This is a genomic window from Thalassoroseus pseudoceratinae, from assembly GCF_011634775.1.
Lineage (GTDB): Bacteria > Planctomycetota > Planctomycetia > Planctomycetales > Planctomycetaceae > Thalassoroseus > Thalassoroseus pseudoceratinae.
The window spans coordinates 287937-314430 of record NZ_JAALXT010000002.1 but is presented as its reverse complement, the minus strand read 5'-3'; the positions used below and the strand labels follow the sequence as shown (position 1 = coordinate 314430).

Here is a 26494-nt window from a genome sequence, read left to right as displayed (position 1 = left end):
GTGAGGTGACGATCATGGCTGTTCCAGCATTTGGTCAGCGGAATCAGAAACCCAGCTCCCGTCGAACCATCACCCGGTTGGCGACCGCAAGCGGTGTCGATGCAGACGCTCTTCATACGTTATACAGCGTATTCTACGACCTCGATACGAAATCCTATATTCCGTCTCGAAGTTGGATGGACGGCGAAACACGACTGGAAGACCAGATTCCCCAAGAACAGTTCGATCATGCGATTCGGGAGGGCGTTTGGGTTCCGTCACGTGAGATGTCCGCCGAGACCGTGACGGAATGGTTTCTGGAAGAAAAACGCCGACTTCCGCCAGCCGAGAAGATTGGCGAAGCGTTCATGATCGGGCTACGAACGTCGGCCATGCCGCTGCGGTCGATCTTGGGGAGCTATGCAAATTTCCGAGCCGTCAACGAATCGAACTTTGATCGTTGGCGAAACGATCCCGGCTTTGTTGGTGACGTTGAGGACACCGAAACCAGAGTCTTGGCCGGTCTCCAATTTCGTCGATTCTTTGGCCCGTATATGAGTTGCCACGAAGACATCGTTTATACAGCCTTGGATTTCGAGCAGTTCAATCGCCTGCCCACGTTCGATGCCACCGACGAGGACCGTGACACCATGCGGGGTGTTCTCGACGCAATCCGAAATCTCCCCGCGACCGCTCAACTGACCGAACTCAACAAGTGCTTGACCGGAACATTCCCAAGCAACAAGTTGCAACGGAAACACGTTGTCGAAATCCTCGGACTATGTGACGTGTTGCATCCACACAGTCAACCGTTGATTGCTGAGCGGTACATCCGCCCGAGTGAATGTCCGTTGCCAAGTAGTTCCACCAAGCGAGACACGCGTTACCCACTCTGCTGGTGGACTGCCGAAGATGGGGTCAACGAAGACGCCGTGGTGGATTACTTTCCGGGATTGGAACGCTGAACCAAGTCGACAACCAGGCAACAAAAAAACGGACTACCGGAGATTGAGTCCGGGCAGTCCGTCGATTTGTATTTCAGCCGTTCTTACCGCCAACCACGATGGTGGTGGTGATGGCCGGGGCTGTGGTAGTGATGATGGTGGTGCTTGCCGGGACGATAGTAGCTTCGTGGATAGTAATATCCACCGGGGTAACCACGGTATCCTCCTCGGAATCGGTAACGGTTGGCGGGATGACTGTAGCTAGGATATCTGTAGCTCCGGTATCCATAGCCCCGACCGTAGTAGCCGCCGCGTCCGTAGGAACTGCCAATACTAAATCGAAACCCGACATTTGCCGACGCTTGTTGCGGGGCCATCAGTTCGACACAGCCGAGCAGCATCGCAACTCCGGCTCCGAGTAACAGTGTCCGTTTCATTGCATTCTCCCTCTTGCTTTGTAAAAACCGTCGTGATTCGAGGAAGGGCACTGGGCCGAGTTTGGCCGTCTTGAACCAACCTCTCACCCTTGGAATGAAATTCGGCGCTCTCAGCCCGACACCGGTTTTGCGTTTTTTACAAATTGCTCAGCGCGCAACGGTTCCTCAGACATTGCATGGGGGCCGACAAATCCGTCTTCGGACGTGCTTCGATTTCCGATCGCGTTCAGAAACTGTTGCTCTGCAACAACTTCAGAAGGACAGTTGGTTAAGCATTACCAGACGCAATCTAACAATCGCGAGCCAACCGGAAACCGCTCATTTGCCAGCGAGAGGTGGCGGGGAAGAAATTCCGATATGTGCCACGGATGTGCTCATGGGACGTCAAACACGAGCCGCCACGGAGCACCCATTGATCACACATGAATTTGCCATTGTACTCGCCGAGCACTCCACCGAGCGGTCGATAACCGGGATAGGCGGTGTATTGGCTTGAGGTCCACTCCCAAACCTCGCCGAGCAGTTGTTGCATCATTCCTGACGACGCCGTTGTCGGATGCAACCGCCCGTTCTCAACGAATCCTTTCGAGTGATTCGCATGCGTGGAACATTGTTGCAGGGCGACTTCCCATTCCTTCTCGGTTGGCAATCGGGCTCCCGCCCAACGAGCGTAGGCATCGGCCTCGAAGTAACTGAGGTGGCAGACCGGCTCGTTCTCTTCGACGGCACGAACTCCGCCAAGAGTGAACGTCTTCCACTCCGAGCCATCCAAGTGCCAATACAACGGTGCAGTCCAGCCTTCGGATTGAACAACGTCCCAACCGGTGGACAGCCAGTATTCGTGCTGCTCGTATCCGCCATCCTCAATGAACCGCATGAATTCACCGTTGGTGATCAATCGATTCGAGAGTTCGAAGGCTTCCAGAAACACACGGTGTCGGGGTGTTTCGTTGTCGAAGCAGAAGTCTTCCGTGTCCGCCGGCACGCCAATCTCTCGGACTCCCTCCGGGAAGGCTTGCCAATCCAGCGTTGGTGCCGGCGATTCCGTGGGGGCGGCGGCTCCTTCGAGATAGGTCGGCAAAATTGGATTACACGAAAGCAGGTGTTTCACGTCGGTGAGCAACAACTCCTGATGCTGCTGTTCGTGATTGAGACCGATTTCGAGGATTTCGGTCAATTCCTCCGACAAACCGGCGTCAATCTGCTCCGAAACCGCGTCATCGACGACTTCCCGGTAGGCGTAGACATCTCCCAAACTTGGTCGTGTCAGCAGTCCTCGTTTCGGACGCGCGTGCCGATCGCCTACGCCGTTGTAATACGAATTGAATAAGTACGAAAACTGCGGATGATAGGGCTGGTAGTTGGGATCAGCTCGGAGAATGAACGTCTCGAAAAACCACGTGGTATGAGCCAAATGCCACTTCGCGGGACTGGCATCCGGCATGGATTGGACGACACAATCTTCCGGTGAGAGTGGTTCCGTCAGCTGTTCTGTGAAGCCTCGGATTCGTCGGTAAGCCGCGTTTTGTTGGCTGGTATCTTGAGAAACAATCCGTGACGGGTCGGAAAGTGACGCAGGTCGAGTCGCGCGGGATCGGGACATCGGCGGGGAATTCCTCATAGGATTCGGAATGGCGGCACAGTCCGCTGAGCCTATCTTATTCAACGGGCAGGAGTTGGCAACCGCCGCAACATGATCGATTTTCAATCGACGGTGGCTTCAAAACGACCAGGAAACCACGACGCCGACCAATTCAGTCAGCACAAACTCGTCACTCCATGCAAATTGTGATCCCAGCCAGATGAGACTGATGTGAACGGTCTTCACTCTGATTGCCCAAGCAATAGCCATTTGTTCCCAGCAATCGTTCCCAAGATATGAATTCTTCGGGAAAGTCGAGAGAATATCGAGTTCTGCTCTAGGCGTGATGAGTTCCAGCCTTACAATGCGACGGCGATTCGGTGCATTCACCGTATTGGAAATCTGGAACACAGTTGACGCGTCCTTTGAGATGTTCATTCCTTACAGTTCTTGATTCCGAGTTGTTTTCAGATTGTTTTTGGGCTTGGTTGGTCGTTTTTGCGAACCAAGTTCCGTGGGCCTGCCGGGGTGTTTGGATGGGCGACCGTACGAAAGGTCGATTCCCTCAACCCCCAGAGACAACAGCGAGTTCTTTGAGCACGGTCCATTCCCTCAGTTGGGCGTATTGGTGGCAATTAAAGAGATGACGTGAATCCACCGCCGCCGTGTCATAACGCCCTGGCTACTCAATAACCGCTTGGTTTTGTCGCCGAAATGTGACGACCTTCGCTCGATATCTACGACCCCGTCGAGATTCGCGGCTAGTCACAAGACAACCACTGTCCCTACCCACAAAGAATTTTTAGGTACTGCACTTGAATATTAAAACGTTTGCCGATCTGGACTTAGACAAATCAATTCAAAAGGCACTTCTGGCCGAGAACTATCAAACCCCAACTCCCATTCAGGCCCAAGCAATTCCTCACTTGCTCCAAGGCCGTGATGTGATTGGTTCCGCTCAAACGGGGACCGGCAAAACCGCCGCGTTCGCCCTGCCCATTTTGCATCAATTGGCGACCAAACCCCGACGGGCTCAAACGGGAACTCCGCGAGTCTTGGTGTTGTCGCCGACACGCGAACTAGCCCTGCAAATCGCAGAGAGTTTCAAAACGTACGGCCAATTTGTCCATTATCGTCAAGCCGTGATTTACGGTGGCGTGAGTCAACACTCGCAAGTCCGGTCGCTCGACCGCGGGGTGCATGTGGTTGTGGCGACGCCTGGTCGGTTGATTGACCTACTGGACCAAGGGCATGTCCAACTCGATCAGTTGGAAGCCTTTGTCCTTGATGAAGCCGACCGGATGCTCGACATGGGTTTTCTGCCGGCACTGAAACGGATTATTCGTGAGTTGCCAGAGGAGCGTCAGTCGCTGTTTTTCTCCGCGACATTGTCTCCGAAGATCATGGAACTGACAAAACAATTGCTGAATGATCCGGTGACGGTCAGTGTTGATCCACCATCATCCAGCGTTGACATGATCGATCAGCGGGTGGCTTTTGTCGAGCATGGTGGCAAACGTGAGTTGCTCAAGAACTTGCTCGAAGCTCCCGATGTAGAACGAGCGGTTGTGTTCACGAAAACAAAGCGGTCGGCGAATACAGTTGCCGAGAAGCTTTTGCGACAGGGAATTCGAGCGACGGCAATTCACGGTAACAAATCCCAAAATGCCCGTCAGCGAGCCTTGGATGAATTCCGTCGCAGCCGTGTGAAAGTCTTGGTGGCGACCGATGTTGCCGCTCGCGGTCTCGATGTGGACGGCATCACACACGTCGTCAACTTCGACTTGCCATTGGAGCCGGAAAACTACGTCCACCGGATCGGTCGGACTGGACGAGCCGGTGCCGAGGGCATGGCGGTTTCGTTTTGCAGTGCGGGCGAACGTCGGGAACTGCGGGCGATTGAACGACTCATCGGCCGACGACTTCTGATGGTCAACGGCGAGCCGCAACCGGAAAACGGGCCGACTTCCAAAGACGATCGGTCCGGAAACCGCCAAGGCAATCCGAAGTCCAAACCGCGACGCAACCGGTGGCAGTCGTCCGGCCCATCGAAGAACAACTCGGCGGGCAACTCAGCCGGAAAACGAAAGCGTCGTCGCGTGAAATCGAACAATGGCGAACGGCAAAACGTAAAACCCAAAGGGTAACGAAACCTGATACGCACTTCCCCCGACCGCGTGCAAATGACCGTCATGCGGTTTCGGGGAAGTCCGACATCTCTGCGGTTTCGAAGTCATAACGATCGACCGCAGGTTTCAGCAAAATTTCTTTGAGCACCACGCACATCCATTCCATGCGGCTCTCCGAGAGCATCGCACCAAACTTGATGGTCTGATCCGCGACAATCTTGATCTCCCGATTCTCCCCCTCGTTACTCTGCCATCGCGTGCGAGACTGAACGACCTCGCGAACTTGTTTGGCGTTGAAGCGTCGCTTCCAAGAAATGATCGGAATACCCGTCGCTACGTGGGAACGGCTGCCGTCGCAAACCACATCGACTCGGCCGATCAAACTGAGTAACGCACTCCAAATGATTCCGATTCCGATGGTGACAAATGGAATCAGGAACACGCACAGAAACAATGTTGTGCCGAGTCCCATCGCCTCATCGTTCATGATGGGCTGACCATTCTCTACGCCAGGCGCCGGAAACCATTCGGGCACCGGTCCGATCAAATTGCTGTAGAGTCCCGCCAACGCAACCAGAACAAACACCGAGACGATACCGTTCCAGAACAACGCGATTCCGGTCGTTGTGATGAACCCAGAAATCGACCGGAGCGAGGTCGTCACCACCGTTTGAAATCCGTTGTCGACAACCATGCAACCGATTGGTTGTTGATCGAGAATCTCTTGAATCGAGCGTTCGCTCAGACGAAGTTCGGAAAGCGGTATCAGCTGACGACACCCCTCGCAGAGTGCGACACCTTCCTTCATGTTGATGGCATCTGAGTCGACGGGTTCATCACACTCCGGACATCGCTGCATCTGAGAACCTCGGGAGAACATGCTCTGTAATGAAAACTTCATGCGTGTTAGACATTTCGACTAGTTTTGAGCGGTTTCGATGGCGGCTCGCACGAGCGGTCCCATTTTCGGCGGGGAGGCTTCGACATCGACCTGAAACCCCAGGGTTTGCAACCGCTCGGTCGCCGTCGGACCGATCGAAGCAATGAGAGTGTTGTTGGCCGCTGACCGAAAATCGTCTTCGAGTCCCTCGTCCGCGGCGGCTCGAAGTGTATTGACGATTTGCTGAGCGCTGGTGAACATCAGAACCTGAAAGTCGCCAGCGATTGTGCGGCGGATGGCATCTTTGAGCGGTCCGGTGTCTTCCGGGAACGCCCATTTATAAACCGGGACCGGCACGACGGTCGCGTTCCGATTTCTGAGGGCTTCATACAGTTCCTCGTTTGGCTCACCGTATTCTTGAATGGCAATCGTGCTACCGGCGAGGGCAACATTCTCGTCGAGGGTTTCCAGCAACTCCCGCCAAGTGTTCGGCTCCGGCACGCGATGATCGATTCCCACGCCCCATTCCCGCAGCACCGTCATCGGCTTCGGGCCACGCACGACAACCGTCGTTGCTTCCAACTCTTTGAATAGTCGGTCCGCTTCGTAACGGATTTTCCAAGTCTCCAGCAGTGCACGAGCTCCCACACCGGTCATAAAAACAACCACGTTGATCTGACCGGCTAAGAGTTGCTCCGCAAAGGCGAACACGTTAGCGTTCTCCTCCAACGGAACTTCCCGCATTGAGGGAGCCACCGTCGCATCGCCCCCAAATCGCTCAATCAGGGAATGCATCTCATTTCGTCGGCGGCTTTCAAAACTACAAATTCGGATCGGTTTTTCCGGTTTCATCGAACCATCATTTCACTACGAACCATTCAATCGGTCCCCAAGGCAACATTCCCATCGGGGCGATTCAAAAAGGTATGAGACTACGTGAACGCATTGTCCATACTCAAACTATGACGTTAAAATTCGAAATTTTCGCATGAACCTTCATGAGTGAAGAACGTCATGAGGTAAAAACGCGAAATTATCGGTCGTGACGACTGGTCTCGAATGATTAAATGAGGAACAATTTCATCAACACGTTGATCGACGTATGGATGAAGTTGCCTGACCGCTCAATTCCGAGTGGCTGGGCCGCCGGCTTCGCTCCGATAATACAACTTCTCTCCGATGACTCACGATTGAGATCGTCCATTCGGACAACCGATTGAGAGCTATTATCGCGAGAGTCTAACTCAATTACCCACTTTCATCGAATTTCGGTAACGATCGCCCGCACGATTCGGATTTGAAATTCGAAAAAATTCCTAAAAAACGCTCAACTCACGATGATTGCGCTCAACACCGCTGCCAACACAGAATGTATTTTAACTCGATACGTGTCCGGATTTCAGGTAGGGACCGCTTTGCCGGTGACTCTACCGCCGGGGCGATACAAGGTGACTCGACGTGAAGTGATTGACGAATGCCAAGTCGTCCTGCTCGACAACCAATACCGCGTCGATGCCGCTGACGTTGCGGACCGCTCGTAAGATCACGATCGGACAGCCTTCCAAACACCGCGTTGTTCTGACAAATGTTTCAGTAGTCCGACTCAAGTGGGACCACTAGGAATTGACTCGGGAACCGGGTAGAACGGAGCCATTCAATTCGCTCGCCCTTTCGGAAAGGACGCGATGATGGCTCGTCGTGTGAGGTTGGTTCTGTTCGGTTTGATGTCTTGCAGTATGGCTTGGCTATGCTGTTGCGGTTCCGTGAGTGAAGCGGCCGAGAAACCGCCCAACATTCTCTTGGCGATTTCCGACGACCAATCCTACCCCTACGCCAGTGCGTATGGCACAACCGACATTCAAACCCCTGCATTCGATCGGGTGGCGAAGTCGGGTGTGCTGTTCCACAATGCATTCTGTGCGTCGCCGGGCTGTAGTCCGTCGCGGGCGGCGTTGCTGACTGGTCGAAACACGTGGGAGTTGGAGCAAGCCGGCACACACGCGAGTTCATTCCCGCAGAAGTTCACGGTCTACCCCGACATCCTCGAAGACGCCGGTTATTTCGTCGGCTACACCGGCAAAGGTTGGGGACCGGGCAACTACAAAGTCAGCGGACGCAAACGCAATCCAGCTGGACCGGCTTGGCAGAAGCGGAAAATGAAGTCGCCGCCGGGCATCTCCAGCAACGACTACGCTAGCAACTTCAGTGACTTCCTCAAGGAAAAACCTGCGGATCAACCGTTCTGCTTTTGGTTTGGAGCCACTGAACCGCATCGGAGTTACAAGAACGGCATCGGTCGCGAACAGGGTAAGTCTCTTGCGGATGCGTTCGTGCCAAAGTTTCTTCCCGACACGCCCACCATCCGAAGCGACATCCTTGATTACGATGTGGAAATCGAGTGGTTCGATCAACATCTTGGGCGGATTCTCGATCAATTGGAGCAAGCCGGCGAGTTAGAGAACACGCTGGTGATTGTCACCGCAGACAACGGCATGCCGTTTCCTCGGGCGAAGGCTAACTGTTACGAATACGGCATCCACGCTCCACTTGCAGTGAGTTGGCCCGCGAAAGTGCCGGCAGATCGGGATGTGATCGACATCGTCGGTTTCATCGACTTCGCACCAACAATGCTACACGCCGCTGGTGTGAAGATTCCCAAAGTGATGAGCGGACGGAGCTTTTTGAATCTGCTGATGAGCCGCCGAGATGGACAAGTCAGCGAAGATCGAGTGCGGGCATACTCGGCTCGCGAACGACATTCGTCCTCACGATTCGACAACCGCACCTATCCCATCCGAGCGATGCGGACGCCGAAGTACCTCTACATTCGCAACTTCCGCCCGAACCGTTGGCCCGCCGGTCATCCCGCCGGTTTCAAGAAAGACGTTTTCGGGTACTACGACATCGACGCCTGCCCCAGCAAAACATTCCTTTGGGAACACCGGACCGATCCGCGACTTGGACAGTACTTCGAATGGTCGGTTGAGAAACGACCGGAGATCGAACTGTACGACATTGAGAACGATCCGGCGAATCTCATCAACTTGGCCGACAATGCAAAGTATGCGGCGATCAAAAATGAACTCGGGGAAGAATTCGAAGCGTATTTGCGGAGAACGGGTGATCCTCGTGTGCTCGATGGTGGTGACATTTACGAGTCTTACAAACGCTACAGTCACATCCGCGAGTTTCCCGCAGATTGATTGGATGACGCATGGAATCTCGGACCGAAACTGACGATGACGCTGCGGAATCACGGACGCTGCGTTGGCAAGATGCAGCGAGTTTGATCGTGGGGATCGTCGTTGGTGCGGCGATCTTCAAAGTTCCGCCGCTCGTGTTCAGTTGCGTCTCCGGGCCGATGGCGGGACTGCTCGTATGGCTTGTCGGCGGACTGGTCGCGTTTTGCGGGGCGTTATGCTACGCGGAACTTGCCACATCGCTACCGAAATCCGGTGGGGACTATGTCTATCTGACACGGGCGTATGCCCCGATCGTCGGATTCTTGTTCGGTTGGGCCCATCTCACGGGGATTCTCACCGGCAGTATCGGTTCGATGGCTTACATTTTCGCAGAGTATGCGAATGCGTTGTTTGAATTCTCCGCCGATAAAATCGTGCTAACGGCTTTAGTGGCTGTGATTGGATTGACACTGCTCAACATTGGCGGTGTGGTCTTCGGCAAGACGGCTCAGAATGTTCTCACAATCGCGAAGGTCCTCGGTTTGGTCGGGATCGCAGTTTGTGGACTGATCGGTGGTGATGGACTTCTCACTGCCGCCGAGCCGGTCGATGGCCAAACGGCAAATTTCGGACTGGCATTCGTGTTGATTCTCTATGCCTATGGCGGTTGGAACGACGCTGCGTTTGTGGCGGCCGAAGTTCGTGAACCGGCGCGAAACATCCCGAAAGCACTGCTAGGCGGTGTGGGGTTGGTCACACTGATCTATTTGCTGATCAACGCCGCGTACATCAACGGACTCGGTTGGACCGGGATTCAACAATCCTCCGCACCGGCGGCAGACGTGCTGAAACCAAAGTTCGGCTCGACTGGGCATGCTGTGATGTGCGTACTGATCATGATTTCCACGCTCGGCGCACTCAACGGCTTGATTTTGACCGGCTCACGTGTTCATGCCAGCTTAGGGGCGGATCACCGTTTGTTCGCATGGCTCGCATGGCAACCGCAAGACCACAAAGCTCCATTGGCTTCACTCATTGTGCAAGGTGTAATTTCGATTCTGTTAGTCCTCTCAGTGGGTACACAAGCCGGAAAAAACACAGTCGATCAGACGTTGATCACGTCGGGGTGGTCGGCAGTGTCGTGGGAACGATTTGGCGGTGGCTTTGATGCTTTGGTGGCGGCAACTGCGCCGATTTTTTGGGGCTTCTTCTTGCTCAGCGGTCTTGCGGTCATCGTGCTGCGAATCCGCGAACCGGAATTACCACGACCGTTTCGCTCCCCACTATTTCCATTATTGCCGCTAATTTTTTGCGGCACATCGGGATACATGCTGTACTCCAGCATCACATGGGCCGAAGAACTCTGCCTGCTCGGGGCGGGTCCACTCTTGGCCGGTCTGCCACTCTATTGGCTGAGTTCGAAACTCGGGACGCCGACGCCGCCAGCGAATGCGAATTGAGACTGATAGCGCTGCGAAAACCACACGTGCGTTGCCGAGAATCAACACCTTCGGGTGTGATGGTGTCGAACTAGCAAGTCATTCGTGAGAGCTGTAGCCCTCATCGAAACTTCAAGCCGTCGTACAACTCGCACAATCGTTGAATTCCCACCGCGAATTCGGTTTGTTGACGGAACGGCTTCGCGTACCCAAAAACCAGTCTCGCGATCGTACGGGATTTGCAATGAGGTTCTCCACGCATTCGTGTTTATCTCTATCGAATGCAGCGAGATTCATTACTGCTCCCGGAGGTGCGCTGTGGTTTCATCAATTCCGCAACTCGAAGACGAACTGCGACAAATTCAGGCCCTCGCCGCGAGGGTAAGTCTTGAACTCCGCCAAGCCGCCGAGGATTTGGCGATTGACGAGTCACTGCCATCACTGCAACTCATCGACGAATTGCGGCAACTGCGGTCCCGGGTGGCGACGTTGCGAAAACGGATCTCCCCCACAGAATCCACGCCGACCGAGGACGAACTCGATGCCACGACGCTCGCCCAAGTCTCGGAAGATATTGCCGCTTGTGCAATCCGCGAAACTGCGCACGAGATTCTTGAATCGGTGTTAGCCCTGGAACATCAGGAACGTGAGTCGTTCGCCCCGCTCGAAACCGTGCGAGCCGACGCCGACCGTCTGCTGAGTCAGTGGGGCGAAGGTGTGTCGAACGAGTCGACTCAACAACTTGTGGATGGTTCGCATCCAATCGCCGCGCTCGCGGGATTGGTGTCACCGAGCGACGAACTATCCGACTCGGAATGGCTCGACCGATTGAATAAGGTTTCATCCGCATACGGGGAGGAACTCGCCGCTGCGGCTGCACGCGGACGACTCGTCGGCCGAGACAAATCCTACGCCATTTGGAATTGATGACCAAAGACCGGATGAACCCCGGCCAATGGAATCGCAGTCTTTCCTCTTTGACAGTGACAACAACTGACCATGAGTTCCCTGCACTATAAAACACTTCTCGCAAACCTGCCGAGTATGGCGGCGGTCGTCAATTCGTTTGAATCTCCCGATGTTCAACGGGCCGTTTTTGATGTCTTGATCGACTCGTTTCAAAAACGACTCGCGAGTGAGCGGACAAGTTCAAGCAGTACGCCAGACGCAACGCCACCGGTTCGCTCCAGCAATGGTAAGTCCAGTGAGGAAGTCGCCGACTTGACTCACGATCTCGTCGATGGCGAAAGCATTCATTCTTTCAGCAGCGACTAGAGCCCCCTCAACTTTCCTCATGTGCCCCACGCTGAGGATTCGTTCGGCGTACCGAGCAATTCGACACTCACACAGGTTCGACACGCCCGTGACTTCGGCCAATTTAATCCGATTTCAGTCATGATTGGTTGGAATCAGAGGATGGAATGAGAAAAGGCTTGCCCGTGAACAATGCGAGACGCATAAGCCCCATAGATCAAACCGCGGATGAGGAATCCTTGGATCGTTCACTGCTGCGCGCGGCACAGGTTGCGTTGAACTGCCACTCTGATGAGAAACCATTCGCTTTGGCAGCAGTGATTGAAGAATTGGTGATCGCCAATGAGCTTGGTTTGGCCTATCAGCTTTGTCGCTGCGTCGAAACGCAAGGCGTACCGATTCCCGGCGTGTCTTCGCGTCTGATTCGCCCGTTGATCTTCGGGCGAATCGTGCAAAATGCTGACGGACCGCTTGGGGCACAGCTTCGCGAAGATTTGCAATACCTTGCGAAACAGTGGGATTCTGAACGTCGTGGAGGTCTTGATTCCCCGGAAGAATTGTTTCTGCGGGCAGCGACTTTGACTCCTGCATTGATTCTCGGTGATTCCGAGGTCACGCAACTGTTGCGTTCGTTTCCAATGAACGAATCGCTGCCACAACTATCGAATCTCTGTATTCGCGTATCGACGGCATGCCGTCGTTTGGGAGGCAAATCGAAGAGCGCTTTTGCCACATCCCTGTCTCAAACGCAGTGGGACGATGCATGGAACCAACTTCAAACTGAGATCAGTGAGTGGATTGAACACGAACTCGACGATCGATTTACCTATCGAACCGCGAAACCCATCTTTCTACAGAATCATTGGACGGTCACTCCGTCGACGGTCACACGCCGACCGGAAATCGCCGACGAATGGGCCTTTTGGCAGCATGGTCTCACTTGGCTTACAAACCAATTGAAACCTCTGTTGAATGGCGAACCGCTTCGGCGACGAAATCAAGTTGCGAGACTCTTACAGACGCTTCGCGAGAATTCTTCTGTCACACGAGCAACAGCGGACGGTAATCGCAAACAGCGATTTCAAGAGTTTCAACGACTGCAACAAGCCGCGATTGTACTGGCGGAGCGTTGGATTCAGTTGGTCGACAGCCATCCGGCCACCAATCAATTTCTCCCCCAGGAAGCTAGCGACCTACAGAAGGACATCAAGAGGCGATTTCTGTTCGTCGATCAGGAGTGTCAGGATTTCATCGCGTGTCAGTCGAATCGTCGACTTGTTGCGGCGGTTCGGTGTTGTCAGCGTTCTGTCTTGGCGTTGTGGAGTCGCGTTGTGAATTCGTCGCAACAATCCAAGCAGGAGCCAAGGCAAGAGCTGCTGTTAGCAGCGGATTTGCTTCGCATCCCTCATATCGTGCTTGATGACCATTGGACTCCCCTCGCGACGCCCGAGAGATTGGAGCGAAAATTACTCGAAACCGTGACGAACGGATTGCCGGACTGGGGATCCGCTCTCGTAATGCATCGAACGCTCGGAAACCCAAAGGCTGCCCGGCGGATTGAGTCCATCTTGAACGCAGGTTCCGACAACACGAACTGCTCCGATCACGAACTAACATCCTCAGTGACGATGCAAAACGAGGCAGCCGACGTTCGTCCGATTCCGCAAGAGGCGGAACCAATCGCAACCCAGCACGGATTGGCATCTGAGGACTCGGCTTGGATTTGGGATTTCGAAGAATCGGAATCCATGTAATAATGCTCACTGTCTACAAGTACTGGTCAACCAAGTGCAACTTGATTTTCAGAATATGCCTGATTCGCATTCGAGTCCTTCGGATCCAGCACCGAATCGGTCCCTCGACTCGCAAGCTGTTTCCCAAGGCGAAACCGAGAGCGTGGAAACTGCACTCGCGAAAGCATCGCAATTGTTTGAAGCCGGTGACTTTGCAGCAGCCGAATGGGAACTCCGAACTGCGAAACGTCAGTGTCTCGAACAACACGGGCCAACACATCCGCATACCGGATTGGTCCTGCTACAACTTGCAATTCTGTCAGCTGCTCGACGTGAAATTGCCGAAGCGATACCATTTGCCGAAGAAGCCATTGCCATTTTTCGAAAGGCTGGCGATCGGTACCAATCTCGATTGATCGAAGCACTCACGCAATTGGGGGAGTTGCAGTTTACACAATCCAATTCCGCCGCTGCTTTGAGTGCCTCTCAAGAGGCCTACGATCTTTGTCGTGAATCGCTGGCCGAGACTTCGCCGATTTCAATTCGCCTGCATAATAATCTAGCCGCCATTCATCTCAATGCCAGTCGATTGAATGACGCCGAACCGATCTTGCACCGTGTCGTCGAACTCTCGAAGCAAGTGCACGGTGAAGCACATCCAAGTGTGGCGACGTTGCTGAACAATTTAGGCGAACTCTACCGTCAACGTGGCGAGTACCAAGCGGCTGAACGATGCATGCGGGATGCATTGAAAATTCGTCGCCGCACTATGGGATGGTCGCATACGCAAGTTGGGCAAAGTCTCAGCAACCTCGGCATCATTTGGCTGATGCGGAGGCAACTCGACAAAGCCCGTGATGCACTAACGCAGTCCCTGCGAATCCGCACACAAACGCGGTCGGCCAATCATCCCGAGATTGCGACGACATTGGTAACGCTAGGCCGTGTCCATTGGGAATCTGGGCGGTTAGATCAAGCCGAAGGGATGTTGCAGCAAGCCGTTCGGATCTACGAACGACTCCAAGGCGACAACCACCCCCGATTGCCCCAGGCTTTGAGTCATCTGAGCGGTGTCTGTCGAAGCCGACATCGACTCGGACCGGCGGCACGTCATCTCCAACGGGCCATGGAACTCTCAGCAGGAGGGCGAAACCTATCACGAGCAGATGCCGCAAGTCTCATGCGGACACAAGGCGATTTTGACTTCGCCAACCGCGAATATCGACGAGCAGAAACCGCCTACCGTAAGGCTCTCGAACTTCAAGAATCGTTGAAACGGACCTTTGATCCGGAAGTTGTTCGCATCTTGTATCGGCTCGCAGCAATTTTAGGCAAGACCGACCGCACTGCTGATGCCAAAGATGTCCTCTACCGCGCAATTGCACTTTGTGAATCGACGCCGGATACGCACTCTGACCAAATTCAGGGGTACACGCAGTTGGCATCGCTCGCAATCCAAGACGGAGACTGGAAATCAGCCGAACAATGGTGCACTCGTGCGGAGACGATCGCCTCTACAAACTCAGAGCAAGCCCCTTGGATTGAAATCGAACGGCTGCGAATCACAGCGAAAGTTCATCACCAACGAAATCGCAATGCCGAAGCCGAGTCGTTGCTGACTCAAGCCATTGAGATCTACGAGACAACCATCGACGGGGACAAAATTGGAGTCGTCCCGTTGCCACGCGCACTCGCTCAGGTCTATATCGATCAAGGCAAGTACCAAAAGGCAATTCGATTGGTGCAGCGGACGATGCAAATTCAGGAAAAAGCCACGGGCAAGCAAAGTCGCGATGTGTTGGTCGATCTTCGGGTGCTAGCTGACTTATGCACACGTCAAGGTGAGTTGTTCCAGGCGGAGGAACTTCTCCGCCGGATTATCGAAATTCAGGAACAGACCGCTGACGAAACCGATCCGGAATTCTTAGAAACCTTGGAATCGCTGGTCGAGAATCTTGTTCAACAAGGACAACAGACCCGCGCCAATGAAATCCGGCAACGCATTGAACGCATTGAGTCGCGGAATTCCCATGTGCTTGATGAACTGATGTAACTAATCAGCTATTTCGCAACTTCGCTGGCGAACACAGTCCATCGAACGGCACCGAATGCAACTCTGCAGCTATGTTAAGCGTTCGGCTTGGTTAAGTACTGTGGTGGATTCGACGCTGAGAATCTCGATTTCGATCGTAAGATTTTGACCGGCGAGCGGGTGGTTTGCATCGAAATGAACGACTTCGCCATCAGTGAATTGGCGATGCAGGTCGAGTGTGTGTCCATCAACGACGAAAGAAACTTGGTCTGCCGAAGCAATTTCTTTAGACACCGCCGAGATGGGAATGCTGCGTTTGAGGTGCGAATATCGCTCTCCAAAAGCATCCTCGGCGGTGAGATACAGCCGACGACGGTCTCCGGCTTGGAGTCCATACACCCCCTGCTCTAATCCCTTGAGGACCTCGCCGTTTCCGACAACGAATGTAAGCGGTGTTCGGCCGACCGAGGAATCCAAGACACAACCGCTGCCGGAGGATGTGGTGTAATGTAAACACACCCGATCGCCGTCCTGAATTGTCGACATCGACGCATGACCCCTTCAAATTGAACGGGAAAAATTCCCAATTTGAGACTCTTCACAAACATAGCTTGTAACAGCCCCTCATCCATGGAAAAACTGGTGGAATGGATCAGAACAGCGAGATCTCCAGTCTGTGATTCTGGCCCCCAATCGTTTGATACCCTAGTGAATTGCAAGGAACCAGCCGATGACGCTTAAACTGACCGCAGCGTCCTTCTTGGCTTGTCTCAAGCGGAGCGAGTTAATTGAGTCCAAACTCTTGGAACGACTGCTGGCTACGTTCCGCAAGCAAGGTGTGAATCTTGATGACGCAAAATCGTTGTCACAGGCCTTGATTCAAGCCGACGCTCTGACGGAATGGCAAGCATCGAAATTGCAGCAAGGTCGGTACAAAGGTTTCTTTCTTGGGCGTTATCGGTTGTTGCGACTGTTGAGTACAGGGGAGACCAGTGCCGTCTATCTCGCCCAACACTTGTTCATGAACCGAAAGTGCGCGATCAAAGTTCTCCCTGGGCACCGTGTGAAAGACACCTCCTATCTCGGCCGGTTCTATCGCGAGGCCGAAGCGGTGGCCTCACTAGACCATCAGAACATCGTGCGGGCCTATGATATCGGTTGCCAAGACGACAGCGGGACAGAGTTGCACTATCTCGTTCTGCAGTACGTCGAGGGCCAGACTCTAGAGCAATCCGTGCAAGAATCGGGGCCGCTCCCGTTGACACTGATCGTCGATTTGATTCGACAAGCGGCTGAAGGACTAGCCCACGCACACTCATCAGGCTTGATCCACCGCGATATTAAGCCTGCTAACTTATTAATAACGCCTGATAAGACACTCAAGCTAGTTGATCTTGGTTTAGCCCGATTCTTTAAGGCGACTGAAGAAGAGTCGCTAACGGTCAAGCATGATGAGAAAGTCCTAGGGACCGCGGATTACTTGGCACCTGAACAGGCTGTTGATAGTCACCAAGTCGACGAACGGGCGGACGTTTATGCGTTAGGGTGTACGCTCTACTTCGCTTTAACGGGGCACCCGCCATTTAACGATGGAACTCTAGTCCAGCGATTGCTGGCACACCAAACGCGACAACCACCTTCGGTGAAACGAGACCGTCCCGATACACCAGACGAAATCTTGGAGGTTCTTGATCGCATGATGGCCAAGAAGCCAGGCGACCGCTATCAAACCGCTCAGGATGTTGCCGACGCTCTCTCTAGCTGGCTTGTTAGTCACGCGGATTCCGCCTGGCGGAAACGGAATTGGAATTTAGTCTTGGACAATCGACCAGCAGAAAGTCCGGGATCGAAGTTAAAACCAACACCAAAGCAGATCACGCAACCGGCCGCGAAGGCACTTCCGCAGAATTCATCGACGACGAACAAACCGACAGCTAAAAAGCCTTCCAATCGTAAGCCGAAAGCCAGTTCCACATCACCGCGTCCGCAAGCAAACGCAGCTGTTAGTCGACCAACCCCTGTGAACTCCGAAGCGCCAGCCAAGGCAGTCTTGGAAACGCCAGCTTCAAGGCCGATCAAGATCAACACTGAGACATCCGGTCGACAAACTAGATTCCCGCGTCGAAACTGGCGGCCGATCTTTGTGACTTTAGGCGTATTGATTGCAACTGCACTTGGTTATTGGCAGTGGTCGATTCACGAAACTCATTCCATAACCGAGCAAGCCAACTCGACTGAAATCTCGCCTATCAAGCCTGATTCCGCTTCCTCAATTCAGCCACTCGAAGACTCTGAAATCCGAGGTGGAAACTAGGCAATTCTAAAAAGTGCGAACTAGGAGCCCTATTTTTAGACTTTTTTAGCAATTACGTCCTAGCAATTAGGATCATAAGATTGACTTTAAGACTAGTCGCTAGTATGAATCAGCAGATTAGACTGAATTTACCACTGGTTCTACTACGAAGGACACAACACCATGGCCAAGAAGACAGCGTCTGGCGGAGTCAACAAAAGTCAAGCAATCCGCGATTACCTCTCTGAGAAACCCGGAGCCACTGCATCGGAAATCGTTCCGGCGTTGGAAGAGAAAGGCATTTCGGTCACACCAGGTTTGGTGAGCCAAGTCAAGTCGACCATCGGCGGAAGCAAGCCCACTCGCAAAACCACCAAAAAGAAGAAGGGCGGCGCGAAGAAAACCTCCGCTCCCAAAGCGACTCGCAGCACGAGCAAGTCGTCTTTGTCGGCGACCGAGCTGATGAATGCGAAGAAGTTCGCCGACGAACTCGGTGGAATCGAACGAACCCGACAAGCACTCGATATGCTCGAACAACTCAAATAACCGAAGCCATTCGGACGAGTCCGGGGCGTGAATTGGCCTGAAAACCAATTGGGACGACACTTTGAAATTTGCGGGTTTTCAGGCGATCGCGTTTGCCCTGGCGGTAGACCAAGTGATATACTGTCGGCGATACGGAGTGGGAACTGTGAGGATCGTTTGCTGAACCATCCCTCTCCAGCTACTTACTTTTGGGACGAAAAGCAGGGTCCATGGCGGAAGGCACGATCAAAAAACTGACGGAAAAAGGTTTCGGATTCATCGACACTGGAAAAGGGAAAGACTTGTTCTTCCACCTTTCCAACCTGGACGGTGTGCACTACAACGACCTCTATGAAGGTCAACAGGTTTCGTACGAAGAAGGACAAGGCCCCAAGGGACCGCGTGCCGAAAACGTCCGCCCACTCTAAGGCGATTGCTGGACGTTGCTGACTGACGATACCAAGTTGAAGACAGAGTACCCGTCGATTTCGAATCGGCGGGTACTTTTTTTGTGGACAGCGCTCGACAGGCAAAATCGTGATCATCTTGCCGATCCGCCGATCTTTCCATACCATAAACCATTGTGGATTTGGATATCTGGTTCGGATGCTCGATGAATTAAGGAGGGGCTGATGCTCGGTATAAAACGAACTCGATCCGTTACGGCCGTGCTGGCGGCAGTGACGATGACCTGCGGACTTTCCATCGGTATGGCGGAAGAAATCGCCGAACCCAAGCCGGAGAAAGACGCCGACTACTATCAATTGATGAAGATGTTCGTCGACACCTTCGAGCAGATCGATCGGAATTACGTGACCGATGTCGATCGTCGCAAGTTGATGGAGGCGGCCATTCAGGGCATGCTCAAAGACCTTGATCCGTATTCCACGTTCATCCCGCCCGAGGAGCTGGCTCGATTCAATCAATCGGTTGATCAGGAATTCGGGGGGATCGGAATCCAAGTGCAGATCGATCCGGAATCCAGCCGTCTCACTGTGATCACACCGCTGCCGGGAACACCAGCCTACAAAGCCGGCGTGCGAGCGGGCGACCTTATTATGGAAATCGAAGGCAAATCCACTGACGGGTACACTATCGACGACGCCGTCAAAGCCCTGAAAGGCAAACCAGGGGAAGAGGTCAGCATTGGCGTCCTGCACCTGGGCGAGAGCAAAACCGAAACGCTGACGATGGAACGAGCCATCATCAAAATGGATACGATCTTGGGTTACGAGCGAGTTGAGGGCGAAGACAATTGGGACTTCATGCTCGATGAGAAGCAGAAAATCGGCTACATCCGCATGTCGCATTTCAGTCGCCGCACCGCTGACGAACTGCTCAAAGCGATGGATGACCTGAAAGCCGACGGAATGAAAGCCCTCGTGCTCGACCTGCGATTTAACCCAGGTGGTCTGCTTTCCCAAGCAACTCAGATCGCAGATTTGTTTTTGGAAGAGGGTCGTATTGTCAGTACCAAAGGCCGGAACACTCCGGAACGAGTTTGGGATGCCCACAAGCCGGGCACATTCGAAGACTTTCCTATGGTTGTCTTAATCAACCGATTTAGTGCCTCCGCGAGTGAGATTCTCAGTGCAGCTTTGCAAGACCACAAACGAGCTTTGGTGGTCGGTGAACGAAGCTGGGGCAAAGGCAGCGTGCAGAATGTCATCGAATTGGACAACGGTGCGAGTGCCCTCAAGCTGACGACGGCGACATATCACCGCCCAAGCGGCAAAAACATCCATCGCAACGCCGAGTCGGAGAAAACCGGCGAATGGGGCGTTATGCCAGACGTGGTTGTTAAGTTCTCAAACGAGGAAATCAAAAAGTATCTTGATGACCGTCGGGACCGCGACATTATCCGCGAAGAAGGAACGAGCGAGAGTAAGTTCAAGGATCGTCAACTCTCGCGGGCTCTGAAGTATCTCGAGAACAAACTCAACGGCAAACCGGACGAAAAACCCGAAGCCACCAGTGCAGAAAAGAAGGCGGCCTAAGCCCCATTCCCCATTCAAATTCACGGCCCCGGGATTTCCTCCTGGGGCTTTTTGTTTCACCAGTCTCACCGACGCGAATTTACCGTCGTGGCTGACAACCGCACCAGTCATTGGAACCGTCGGATAGTGACTCCACACCGGGCGCGTAGGAGGGACGTTTCGACTGCAGTTCAATCGCCACCGGTTCGCTGAAGAAAACGGTATTAGCCATCACTTGGGCGATTTCAGGTTCGCGGAGATACGCATCCCAGCCGTGTGTCGCACGCAGAAACCGCGTGGCATCGAAGTCTCGATATCGCTCACGGTACGGTCCTAAGTAGGCGGAACCAGCCGTCCCTAATCCGACGTGACCTATCGCCACATCAGAGAACGGTCGTCGGAGCGGGTACAGTTGCAAACTGTAATCCGAACGGTTCACGACGTTCAACATGCGTTCCATGACTGGCAACGCAGCTTCAAACCGCCCATTGGGAAATAGCCAATGACGGTCGAAAGCCCCGGCTAGGAAAACGGTGCGAATTCGTCGTTGCTGCGGTGGAAACGCAAGCCGATATCGACTGACATATCCCCCACCAAGCATGTGCAACGCGGATCCGATCACTCGTGTTCCATGGCTGTGACCGACAAGACTGACTGGGGTCTGCTGTGGAAGTTGCGTTAGAAAATGAGCCAAGTAGATCCCGTTATAACTGGCTTGCACGCCCCGCGGAGCCAAGTCAATCGGCCCGAGATTCAAGTTCCGGTCTTCGCTTGGCCAAGTGAAGAACACGAACTGCGCACGAGCTAACGGTTGCCCACTTTGAATCCAGCGTTGAATTCGCGGGGCGATCTCATAAAGCTCCGCCCACTCCATGAAGCTACCGTGCACAACCACGCAAATCGGCAGATCGGGTTGAAGCGACGCATGAAACGCGGCGGCATCCTGAACTTGCTTTTGGCCGTCGGGTCCGGAATAAACATAGCCAAACTCGCCCGCCGTACACCCCGGCTGACCACTCTGCCGACATCGACGGCTGCTCACAACCCAATACGACTCAACAGGTTCGATCGCCTGATCCATGCCTGGCGGTTGTTCGATGTTCGGAGATTGCTCGATTTCTGGGAGTGCCGGGGCCACCGGAGTCGGCGAAGCTGGCGGAAGCAAAATCGGACCTTGCCCGCATGCCACCTTGCCAATTGTCAGAATCAGCAATATGACGGCTGGCAGCGGAAATGGATGACCGTTCGCAAGCCGCATAAACAACGCTCTTTCAAAATAGGAGAACCCCAACTTCAGCTTATTTTGCCAATCCGCGGAAACAACACCCCGATGCCGTTTCCAGAATGAATTGAAGCGATTGTATCACGCGAACAAGAACAACCCGTGCAATCGAAAATCCCTCTGTAAACTACCTAGGCCTTCAATGACTTGGAATTGACGGTTTTAGAACCGATCTTGGCACACTCGTTGGCAATCTGCATTGGCTATGCGACAATGTCGGCCCTAGCAACGCGGTTTTTCCTCGGTTGATGTTTCTATGTTTTCCGTGATTGATTTTCCTGCGGCGAGCGGCGTTTGGATTCTCGTGTCGTTGGCCGTTATGTTCTGGATCAGTATGTTGGTCCACTGCTATTTCTGCGAACCGGACCGTGAGTTTTGGTTCTTTACCATGCTAATCATTCCACCAGCAACTCTTGTGTATGTATTCGCTCGGGTTCTCTTTTCGCGACGGCAGATCCCATCCGGCCTCTTGAAACAGTTTGGCGGCAAACGGGAGATCGAGCAGAAGCGGATCGCCGCCGAACAAATTGGCAATCCCCACCAGCATGTCGAGTATGGAGAAGTGCTCCGGCAACACGGACGGTATGCGGATGCCCGAGATGCATACGCCAAAGCTCTTGAGCGAGAACCGGACAACTTGCCCGCGTTATGGGGGATCTCGTTGGCAGAAATTGAACTCGAGGAATATCCCTCCGCGAAGAACCACCTCAAATATATGCTAGAAATGGACTTTGGCTACAAGTTCGGGGATGTCAGTCTCGCTTATGGGAAGTGCCTATATTTGATGAAGGACACCGACGCGGCGACGGCCCATCTTAAGCAGCATATCAATCGTTGGCGACACCCCGAAGCTATGTATTTGCTGGCGGAGATGCACGCCGACACCGGGTCGCCCGCAGTCGCACGCCAGTACGTGGAAGCGATGTTCATCGACATCGACGGAAGTCCCAAAGCCATCGCCCGCAAACAAAGCCGTTGGCGTCGCAAAGGTCAAAAGTTGTTAAACCGCTTACCGAAAGCATCGTCATGAAGTGGATTTTCCTGGGAATCGGCGGTCTTTTGATCTTCACCTGTGAGTTGGTGGCAGAAGATTGGCCACATTGGCGGGGACCGAATCGAAATGACATCATCGATGAGCCTTCCGGATGGGACGGCAACCATTGGCTATCGAAGAAGCCGGCTTGGTCAATCAATGTTGGTGAAGGAGCCAGTTCTCCGTTGGTGGTCGGCAACGACGTCTTCGTGATGGGCTGGAAACGTGGACAAGACGTGCTGACCTGTCGCGATGCGAACACAGGAAAAGAACGCTGGTCGGTGAACTATGACTGCCCACGGTTTGGACGGCTCGCCACCGGCGATCAGGGTTTGTATTCCGGCCCGACCGCTACACCCGAGTACGATCCCCAAACCGGTCTTCTGTATACGCTGAGTTGTGACGGAGACCTCAACTGTTGGAACACTCGTCAACAAGGCAAGAACGTTTGGCACCTCAATCTCTATGATCGGTTTCAAGTCGGGCGACGCCCCAAGATCGGGCGATCCGGTCGGCGTGATTACGGATACACGACAGCTCCGCTTGTTCATCAAGATTGGGTGATCATTGAAGTCGGCTCTGAGGACGGCTTAGTGATGGCTTTTCAGAAGAGCACGGGCAAACAGGTTTGGACATCGGACGCCAACGGGCCAGCGGGACACACTGGCGGGCCGGTGCCGATCACCGTTCAGAACATCCCGTGCATTGCAGTTTTGAGTTGCTATCACCTTTATATCATTCGTATAGACTCAAAATCCCCCGGTGAAACGATTGCCCAATACGAATGGACCACGAATTTTATCAATAACATCGCAACGCCCGCCGTTCATAAAAACTATGTGCTGATCACGTCGGCGTACAATCATGAGTCCATCTGCAAATTGAAGATCACTTTGGACGGTGCGGAAAAGATCTGGCAAGCACCGTTTTCATCGAAGGTTTGCAGCCCAATCATTCACGACGGGCACATCTATTGGGCGTGGCGGGAGTTGCATTGTCTGGACTTCGAAACCGGCAAACCCAAGTGGAAGGGTGGTCGATTTGGCGATGCCGGCTCGTGCATTCTGACGAATGATGATCGACTGATTGTCTGGGGTGGGCGTGGGCAACTTTCACTCGTGGAATCAGCCAAACGAGCCGATTCGTATCAGGAGCTGGCACGTCGAGACCGACTTGGCTCCGGTGATGTTTGGCCTCACGTCGTACTAGCGAATCACCGAATTTACACAAAGGACCGCAAAGGCCAGCTCACTTGCCTGGCAATCCGCTAAAACATTCCTCTTGATCTCGACATCGTTTCTTCTCCCCGGCAATAGGCGTGCGAGAGACGCTTATTAGAGACGTGCACTTTCGTCACGACCGCAAAACGTCGCTTCGTTCTGACGAAAATGCTCACTACTGACGTTGCAATCTCGTCAAGAAAGTTTGGCCTGCCGGATGGCAACGAAAGGATTGCAGGTCGAAATGTTTTCAGGAAATGAACTGTGGCGATTGCATCATTCCACCGGGTTCGTGCTCGGCTTCTAGAATTAAAATCGTCATTCGCGGCTAAGACAGCAACGGGTCTTATGGTAGCGATGGAATGTGCTTGAGCAGGTGCATTCCAACTTGCAACGCGCAGGAGAACTCAATTGCAGAACACTGTCACAGGGACGGGAACTCCCAGAAAAACCGTTGGCTGAATGGGTGCGGCGCAATCAGTCGGTGTGACGCTTGAACTTTGCACTCCACGACTACGGCCAACTCACTTTCGGGAAAAATTCGTTGACCCCAGCCCAAATATCTGTAACATACAGCTATTTGGGCGCGCATGAGAAAACATGTCTTCAGCGTACGGACAGCGTTTTCGAATCAGAATTCACAGGATGATCAAGATGCACTTCGGTTCTGAGTCCTCGCCAGGGTTTGCAATTGGGCGGGTCGCCTATTTGATTCGCACCGGAATGGCAGTGGTGCTGAAGAATGCTGGTTGGCCGTTTTCGCCCGAGGAGACGCAGACGCTGATCACGTTGCACGATGCCGGCCAGTCGCTGAGCATGAACGAGTTGGCATCGCTGATGATTCGTGATCCAACCACCGTGAAACGACAGTTGGATCGACTGGTCGAACATCGATTTGTCGAGCGGAATGCCTCCAATGAAGACGCTCGCATCGTGATGATCAGCTTGACACGCCGAGGCGAGCAGAAGTTGCAGAAAGTCCTCCCTTTGCTTGATGACCTTCGCAAAACGACTTTAAAGGGAATTCCAAAGTCAGACCTTGACGCGACACAAAGTGTTCTGCGGCAAATGCAGAAAAACCTATCGAACCACCTCGCAAAGGATTAACGCCATGAACAAATTCGTGCCCTCACTTTGGCTACTGTTCCTCTACGTCAGTACCAGCCAGGCTCAGGAGTTGAACACTCCTACCGAACGATTGAACAAACAGAATGAGCAGTTCAAGGAACAGGTCATCAAGGTTGGTGAAAACGTCTACGTTGCAGTTGGATACAGCGTGTCGAATGTTTCCATGATTGTCGGCGAAGACGGAATTGTGCTGGTTGATACAGGGATGATGGGCAAAGCGGCACAGAAAATCGCTAAGGAGTTTCGCAAAATTACGGACAAGCCAGTCAAGGCGATCATCTATACGCATTCGCACGGCGACCACACTGGTGGAGCCCCTATGTTTCTAGGTTCTCAGCGGCCACAAATCTGGGCGCATAAAAATTTCGGCAGCGAGGCCCGTCCATGGAAGGCCGGTGGTTTGACATACCAGAATGTGCGTGGAGCGAGGCAAGCCGGATTCAAGTTGCCTCGTGAGCAACGGATCAACAACGGGGTCGCACCGGTTCGGTATCCGAATCGTGGCGGAGAAGTCTTCTCAAGAGGCGACGTAACGAAGCCGAATCGCTTTCTGGAGGGAAAGCGAAAAACCATCAATGTCGCCGGAGTCGAGCTGGAACTTGTTTCGGCCCCCGGCGAAACACTTGATGAAATCTACGTTTGGTATCCGGCGGAAAAAGTCCTGTTTGCTGGCGACAACTTCTACCGTTCGTTTCCGAATCTATATGCGATTCGTGGCACACCCAATCGTAGTGTGCGTCTGTGGGCGGAGAGTCTCGGCAGAATGGCCGACCACGATGCGGTCGCCCTTGTCGGCGGTCATACCAATCCAATTCTTGGAGCGAAAGAAGTCAAACAGGTGCTGACCGACTATCACAACGCGGTTCAATTCATTCACGACAAGACCGTCGAGGGCATCAATAAAGGCCTGACGCCCGACGAGCTAGTCGAATATGTCAGACTCCCTGAACGACTAGCGAATAAAGATTACCTGCAGCCGTTTTACGGACATCCTGATTGGGGTGTTCGCAGCGTGTTCAACAGCTACCTTGGATGGTTCGACGGCAATGCAACGAATCTGTTTCCGTTGCCCCCCAAGGCAGAAGCTGAGCGAATGGTTCAACTCGCCGGTGGAAAAGACAAATTGGTACAAGCCGCCCAAAACGCACTCGCCGATGACGACAACCAGTGGGCCGCACAACTCGCCGACCATCTGCTGGCAATCGACAAAGAAGACGTTCCCGCGAAACACATCAAAGCAGATGCCCTGACAAACCTCGCCCATAAAATGGTCAATGCGACCGCCAGGAATTACTACCTGACGGTTGCTCGTGAACTTCGGAAAAGTAGTCCCTGATTTACAACTGGACAAGTCGTTGACACTCGAGTTCTGCACGGCGAATTCGGCAGTGATCGTGCCGGGGTCAAAGAACAGACGCCGCGGTTGGAATCCCGATCAGATCGTCA

The 26494-nt window shown here is 53.5% G+C and carries 23 protein-coding genes; 17 read left to right on the top strand and 6 right to left on the bottom strand.

The genetic code is table 11. From position 1 onward, the window contains the following. The first annotated feature begins 14 nt into the window (after positions 1 to 14). Positions 15 to 944, top strand: a complete 930-nt coding sequence (locus tag G6R38_RS06905; protein WP_166821918.1) for a hypothetical protein — start codon at positions 15 to 17, stop codon at positions 942 to 944. Between the two features lie 83 nt (positions 945 to 1027). Here G6R38_RS06905 and G6R38_RS06900 read toward each other — a convergent pair whose 3' ends face one another. Continuing rightward, positions 1028 to 1360 carry a hypothetical protein gene (locus G6R38_RS06900; protein WP_166821915.1) on the bottom strand — a complete coding sequence of 111 codons (333 nt, stop codon included), beginning with the start codon at positions 1358 to 1360 and terminating at the stop codon, positions 1028 to 1030. Between the two features lie 289 nt (positions 1361 to 1649). Continuing rightward, on the bottom strand, positions 1650 to 2963 hold the full coding sequence (gene egtB / locus G6R38_RS06895; RefSeq protein WP_166821912.1) for an ergothioneine biosynthesis protein EgtB: 1314 nt from the start codon (positions 2961 to 2963) through the stop codon (positions 1650 to 1652). Between the two features lie 794 nt (positions 2964 to 3757). Here egtB and G6R38_RS06890 point away from each other — a divergent pair. Next, positions 3758 to 5089: a DEAD/DEAH box helicase gene (locus tag G6R38_RS06890; RefSeq protein WP_240928106.1), complete on the top strand. Its 1332-nt coding sequence runs from the start codon at positions 3758 to 3760 to the stop codon at positions 5087 to 5089. Between the two features lie 43 nt (positions 5090 to 5132). Here the strand turns inward: G6R38_RS06890 and G6R38_RS06885 are convergent, their stop codons facing one another. Both G6R38_RS06885 and G6R38_RS06880 read right to left on the bottom strand, forming a co-directional pair. Further along, a complete protein-coding gene (locus tag G6R38_RS06885; RefSeq protein ID WP_166821909.1) occupies positions 5133 to 5930 on the bottom strand; it encodes a hypothetical protein in 798 nt (265 codons plus the stop codon). 60 nt (positions 5931 to 5990) lie between these two features. Next, a complete protein-coding gene (locus G6R38_RS06880; protein ID WP_240928105.1) occupies positions 5991 to 6746 on the bottom strand; it encodes a uroporphyrinogen-III synthase in 756 nt (251 codons plus the stop codon). Positions 6747 to 7288: 542 nt separating this feature from the next. Here G6R38_RS06880 and G6R38_RS06875 point away from each other — a divergent pair. The 7 genes from G6R38_RS06875 (at position 7289) to G6R38_RS06845 (ending at position 15612) form a co-directional block, all read left to right on the top strand. After that, the gene (locus G6R38_RS06875; protein ID WP_166821903.1) at positions 7289 to 7492 is read left to right on the top strand and encodes a hypothetical protein; all 204 of its coding nucleotides are present in this window, start codon (positions 7289 to 7291) and stop codon (positions 7490 to 7492) included. 144 nt (positions 7493 to 7636) lie between these two features. Then, on the top strand, positions 7637 to 9154 hold the full coding sequence (locus tag G6R38_RS06870) for a sulfatase family protein (RefSeq protein WP_206028493.1): 1518 nt from the start codon (positions 7637 to 7639) through the stop codon (positions 9152 to 9154). A gap of 11 nt (positions 9155 to 9165) precedes the next feature. Continuing rightward, positions 9166 to 10593: an APC family permease gene (locus G6R38_RS06865; protein ID WP_166821900.1), complete on the top strand. Its 1428-nt coding sequence runs from the start codon at positions 9166 to 9168 to the stop codon at positions 10591 to 10593. Between the two features lie 297 nt (positions 10594 to 10890). Further along, the gene (locus tag G6R38_RS06860; protein WP_166821897.1) at positions 10891 to 11499 is read left to right on the top strand and encodes a hypothetical protein; all 609 of its coding nucleotides are present in this window, start codon (positions 10891 to 10893) and stop codon (positions 11497 to 11499) included. Between the two features lie 72 nt (positions 11500 to 11571). Then, positions 11572 to 11847, top strand: a complete 276-nt coding sequence (locus tag G6R38_RS06855) for a hypothetical protein (RefSeq protein ID WP_166821894.1) — start codon at positions 11572 to 11574, stop codon at positions 11845 to 11847. Between the two features lie 218 nt (positions 11848 to 12065). Beyond that, a complete protein-coding gene (locus G6R38_RS06850; protein WP_166821891.1) occupies positions 12066 to 13580 on the top strand; it encodes a hypothetical protein in 1515 nt (504 codons plus the stop codon). Positions 13581 to 13635: 55 nt separating this feature from the next. After that, positions 13636 to 15612 (top strand): tetratricopeptide repeat protein, encoded by a 1977-nt coding sequence (locus G6R38_RS06845; RefSeq protein WP_166821888.1) that lies wholly within the window; start codon positions 13636 to 13638, stop codon positions 15610 to 15612. Positions 15613 to 15681: 69 nt separating this feature from the next. Here G6R38_RS06845 and G6R38_RS06840 read toward each other — a convergent pair whose 3' ends face one another. Further along, positions 15682 to 16137 (bottom strand): FKBP-type peptidyl-prolyl cis-trans isomerase, encoded by a 456-nt coding sequence (locus tag G6R38_RS06840; protein ID WP_166821885.1) that lies wholly within the window; start codon positions 16135 to 16137, stop codon positions 15682 to 15684. A 184-nt stretch (positions 16138 to 16321) separates the two neighbouring features. Here G6R38_RS06840 and G6R38_RS06835 point away from each other — a divergent pair, with 184 nt between their 5' ends. The 4 genes from G6R38_RS06835 to G6R38_RS06820 all read left to right on the top strand — a co-directional run bounded on the left by G6R38_RS06835 (position 16322) and on the right by G6R38_RS06820 (position 20406). Continuing rightward, the gene (locus G6R38_RS06835; RefSeq protein ID WP_166821882.1) at positions 16322 to 17905 is read left to right on the top strand and encodes a serine/threonine protein kinase; all 1584 of its coding nucleotides are present in this window, start codon (positions 16322 to 16324) and stop codon (positions 17903 to 17905) included. A 162-nt stretch (positions 17906 to 18067) separates the two neighbouring features. Beyond that, a complete protein-coding gene (locus G6R38_RS06830) occupies positions 18068 to 18430 on the top strand; it encodes a hypothetical protein (RefSeq protein WP_166821879.1) in 363 nt (120 codons plus the stop codon). Between the two features lie 209 nt (positions 18431 to 18639). Next, the gene (locus tag G6R38_RS06825; RefSeq protein ID WP_166821876.1) at positions 18640 to 18837 is read left to right on the top strand and encodes a cold-shock protein; all 198 of its coding nucleotides are present in this window, start codon (positions 18640 to 18642) and stop codon (positions 18835 to 18837) included. A gap of 204 nt (positions 18838 to 19041) precedes the next feature. Next, positions 19042 to 20406 carry a S41 family peptidase gene (locus G6R38_RS06820; protein WP_166821873.1) on the top strand — a complete coding sequence of 455 codons (1365 nt, stop codon included), beginning with the start codon at positions 19042 to 19044 and terminating at the stop codon, positions 20404 to 20406. A gap of 79 nt (positions 20407 to 20485) precedes the next feature. Here the strand turns inward: G6R38_RS06820 and G6R38_RS06815 are convergent, their stop codons facing one another. Beyond that, entirely contained in the window at positions 20486 to 21643 is a 1158-nt protein-coding gene (locus G6R38_RS06815) for a lipase family protein (RefSeq protein ID WP_166821870.1), read from the bottom strand. Between the two features lie 280 nt (positions 21644 to 21923). On the opposite strand from G6R38_RS06815, the gene G6R38_RS06810 reads away from it, so the two are divergent. The 4 genes from G6R38_RS06810 to G6R38_RS06795 all read left to right on the top strand — a co-directional run bounded on the left by G6R38_RS06810 (position 21924) and on the right by G6R38_RS06795 (position 26384). Then, complete coding sequence (locus G6R38_RS06810; RefSeq protein WP_166821866.1) at positions 21924 to 22697, top strand: tetratricopeptide repeat protein; 774 nt, start codon at positions 21924 to 21926, stop codon at positions 22695 to 22697. After that, positions 22694 to 23971, top strand: a complete 1278-nt coding sequence (locus G6R38_RS06805) for an outer membrane protein assembly factor BamB family protein (protein ID WP_166821863.1) — start codon at positions 22694 to 22696, stop codon at positions 23969 to 23971. The genes G6R38_RS06810 and G6R38_RS06805 overlap by 4 nt, the downstream gene beginning before the upstream one ends. Before the next feature lie 603 nt (positions 23972 to 24574). Next, entirely contained in the window at positions 24575 to 25027 is a 453-nt protein-coding gene (locus tag G6R38_RS06800; protein WP_166821859.1) for a MarR family winged helix-turn-helix transcriptional regulator, read from the top strand. A 4-nt stretch (positions 25028 to 25031) separates the two neighbouring features. After that, a complete protein-coding gene (locus G6R38_RS06795) occupies positions 25032 to 26384 on the top strand; it encodes an alkyl/aryl-sulfatase (RefSeq protein ID WP_166821856.1) in 1353 nt (450 codons plus the stop codon). The last annotated feature ends 110 nt before the right edge of the window (positions 26385 to 26494 follow it).

Bases quoted from the DNA above. Each gene is read 5' to 3' on its own strand.
- G6R38_RS06905 (WP_166821918.1), top strand. From the start codon at position 15: ATGGCTGTTCCAGCATTTGGTCAGCGGAATCAGAAACCCAGCTCCCGT.
- G6R38_RS06900 (WP_166821915.1), bottom strand. From the start codon at position 1,360: ATGAAACGGACACTGTTACTCGGAGCCGGAGTTGCGATGCTGCTCGGC.
- egtB (WP_166821912.1), bottom strand. From the start codon at position 2,963: ATGTCCCGATCCCGCGCGACTCGACCTGCGTCACTTTCCGACCCGTCA.
- G6R38_RS06885 (WP_166821909.1), bottom strand. From the start codon at position 5,930: ATGCAGCGATGTCCGGAGTGTGATGAACCCGTCGACTCAGATGCCATC.
- G6R38_RS06880 (WP_240928105.1), bottom strand. From the start codon at position 6,746: ATGCATTCCCTGATTGAGCGATTTGGGGGCGATGCGACGGTGGCTCCC.
- G6R38_RS06875 (WP_166821903.1), top strand. From the start codon at position 7,289: ATGATTGCGCTCAACACCGCTGCCAACACAGAATGTATTTTAACTCGA.
- G6R38_RS06870 (WP_206028493.1), top strand. From the start codon at position 7,637: ATGATGGCTCGTCGTGTGAGGTTGGTTCTGTTCGGTTTGATGTCTTGC.
- G6R38_RS06865 (WP_166821900.1), top strand. From the start codon at position 9,166: ATGGAATCTCGGACCGAAACTGACGATGACGCTGCGGAATCACGGACG.
- G6R38_RS06855 (WP_166821894.1), top strand. From the start codon at position 11,572: ATGAGTTCCCTGCACTATAAAACACTTCTCGCAAACCTGCCGAGTATG.
- G6R38_RS06845 (WP_166821888.1), top strand. From the start codon at position 13,636: ATGCCTGATTCGCATTCGAGTCCTTCGGATCCAGCACCGAATCGGTCC.
- G6R38_RS06840 (WP_166821885.1), bottom strand. From the start codon at position 16,137: ATGTCGACAATTCAGGACGGCGATCGGGTGTGTTTACATTACACCACA.
- G6R38_RS06835 (WP_166821882.1), top strand. From the start codon at position 16,322: ATGACGCTTAAACTGACCGCAGCGTCCTTCTTGGCTTGTCTCAAGCGG.
- G6R38_RS06830 (WP_166821879.1), top strand. From the start codon at position 18,068: ATGGCCAAGAAGACAGCGTCTGGCGGAGTCAACAAAAGTCAAGCAATC.
- G6R38_RS06825 (WP_166821876.1), top strand. From the start codon at position 18,640: ATGGCGGAAGGCACGATCAAAAAACTGACGGAAAAAGGTTTCGGATTC.
- G6R38_RS06820 (WP_166821873.1), top strand. From the start codon at position 19,042: ATGCTCGGTATAAAACGAACTCGATCCGTTACGGCCGTGCTGGCGGCA.
- G6R38_RS06815 (WP_166821870.1), bottom strand. From the start codon at position 21,643: ATGCGGCTTGCGAACGGTCATCCATTTCCGCTGCCAGCCGTCATATTG.
- G6R38_RS06810 (WP_166821866.1), top strand. From the start codon at position 21,924: ATGTTTTCCGTGATTGATTTTCCTGCGGCGAGCGGCGTTTGGATTCTC.
- G6R38_RS06805 (WP_166821863.1), top strand. From the start codon at position 22,694: ATGAAGTGGATTTTCCTGGGAATCGGCGGTCTTTTGATCTTCACCTGT.
- G6R38_RS06800 (WP_166821859.1), top strand. From the start codon at position 24,575: ATGCACTTCGGTTCTGAGTCCTCGCCAGGGTTTGCAATTGGGCGGGTC.
- G6R38_RS06795 (WP_166821856.1), top strand. From the start codon at position 25,032: ATGAACAAATTCGTGCCCTCACTTTGGCTACTGTTCCTCTACGTCAGT.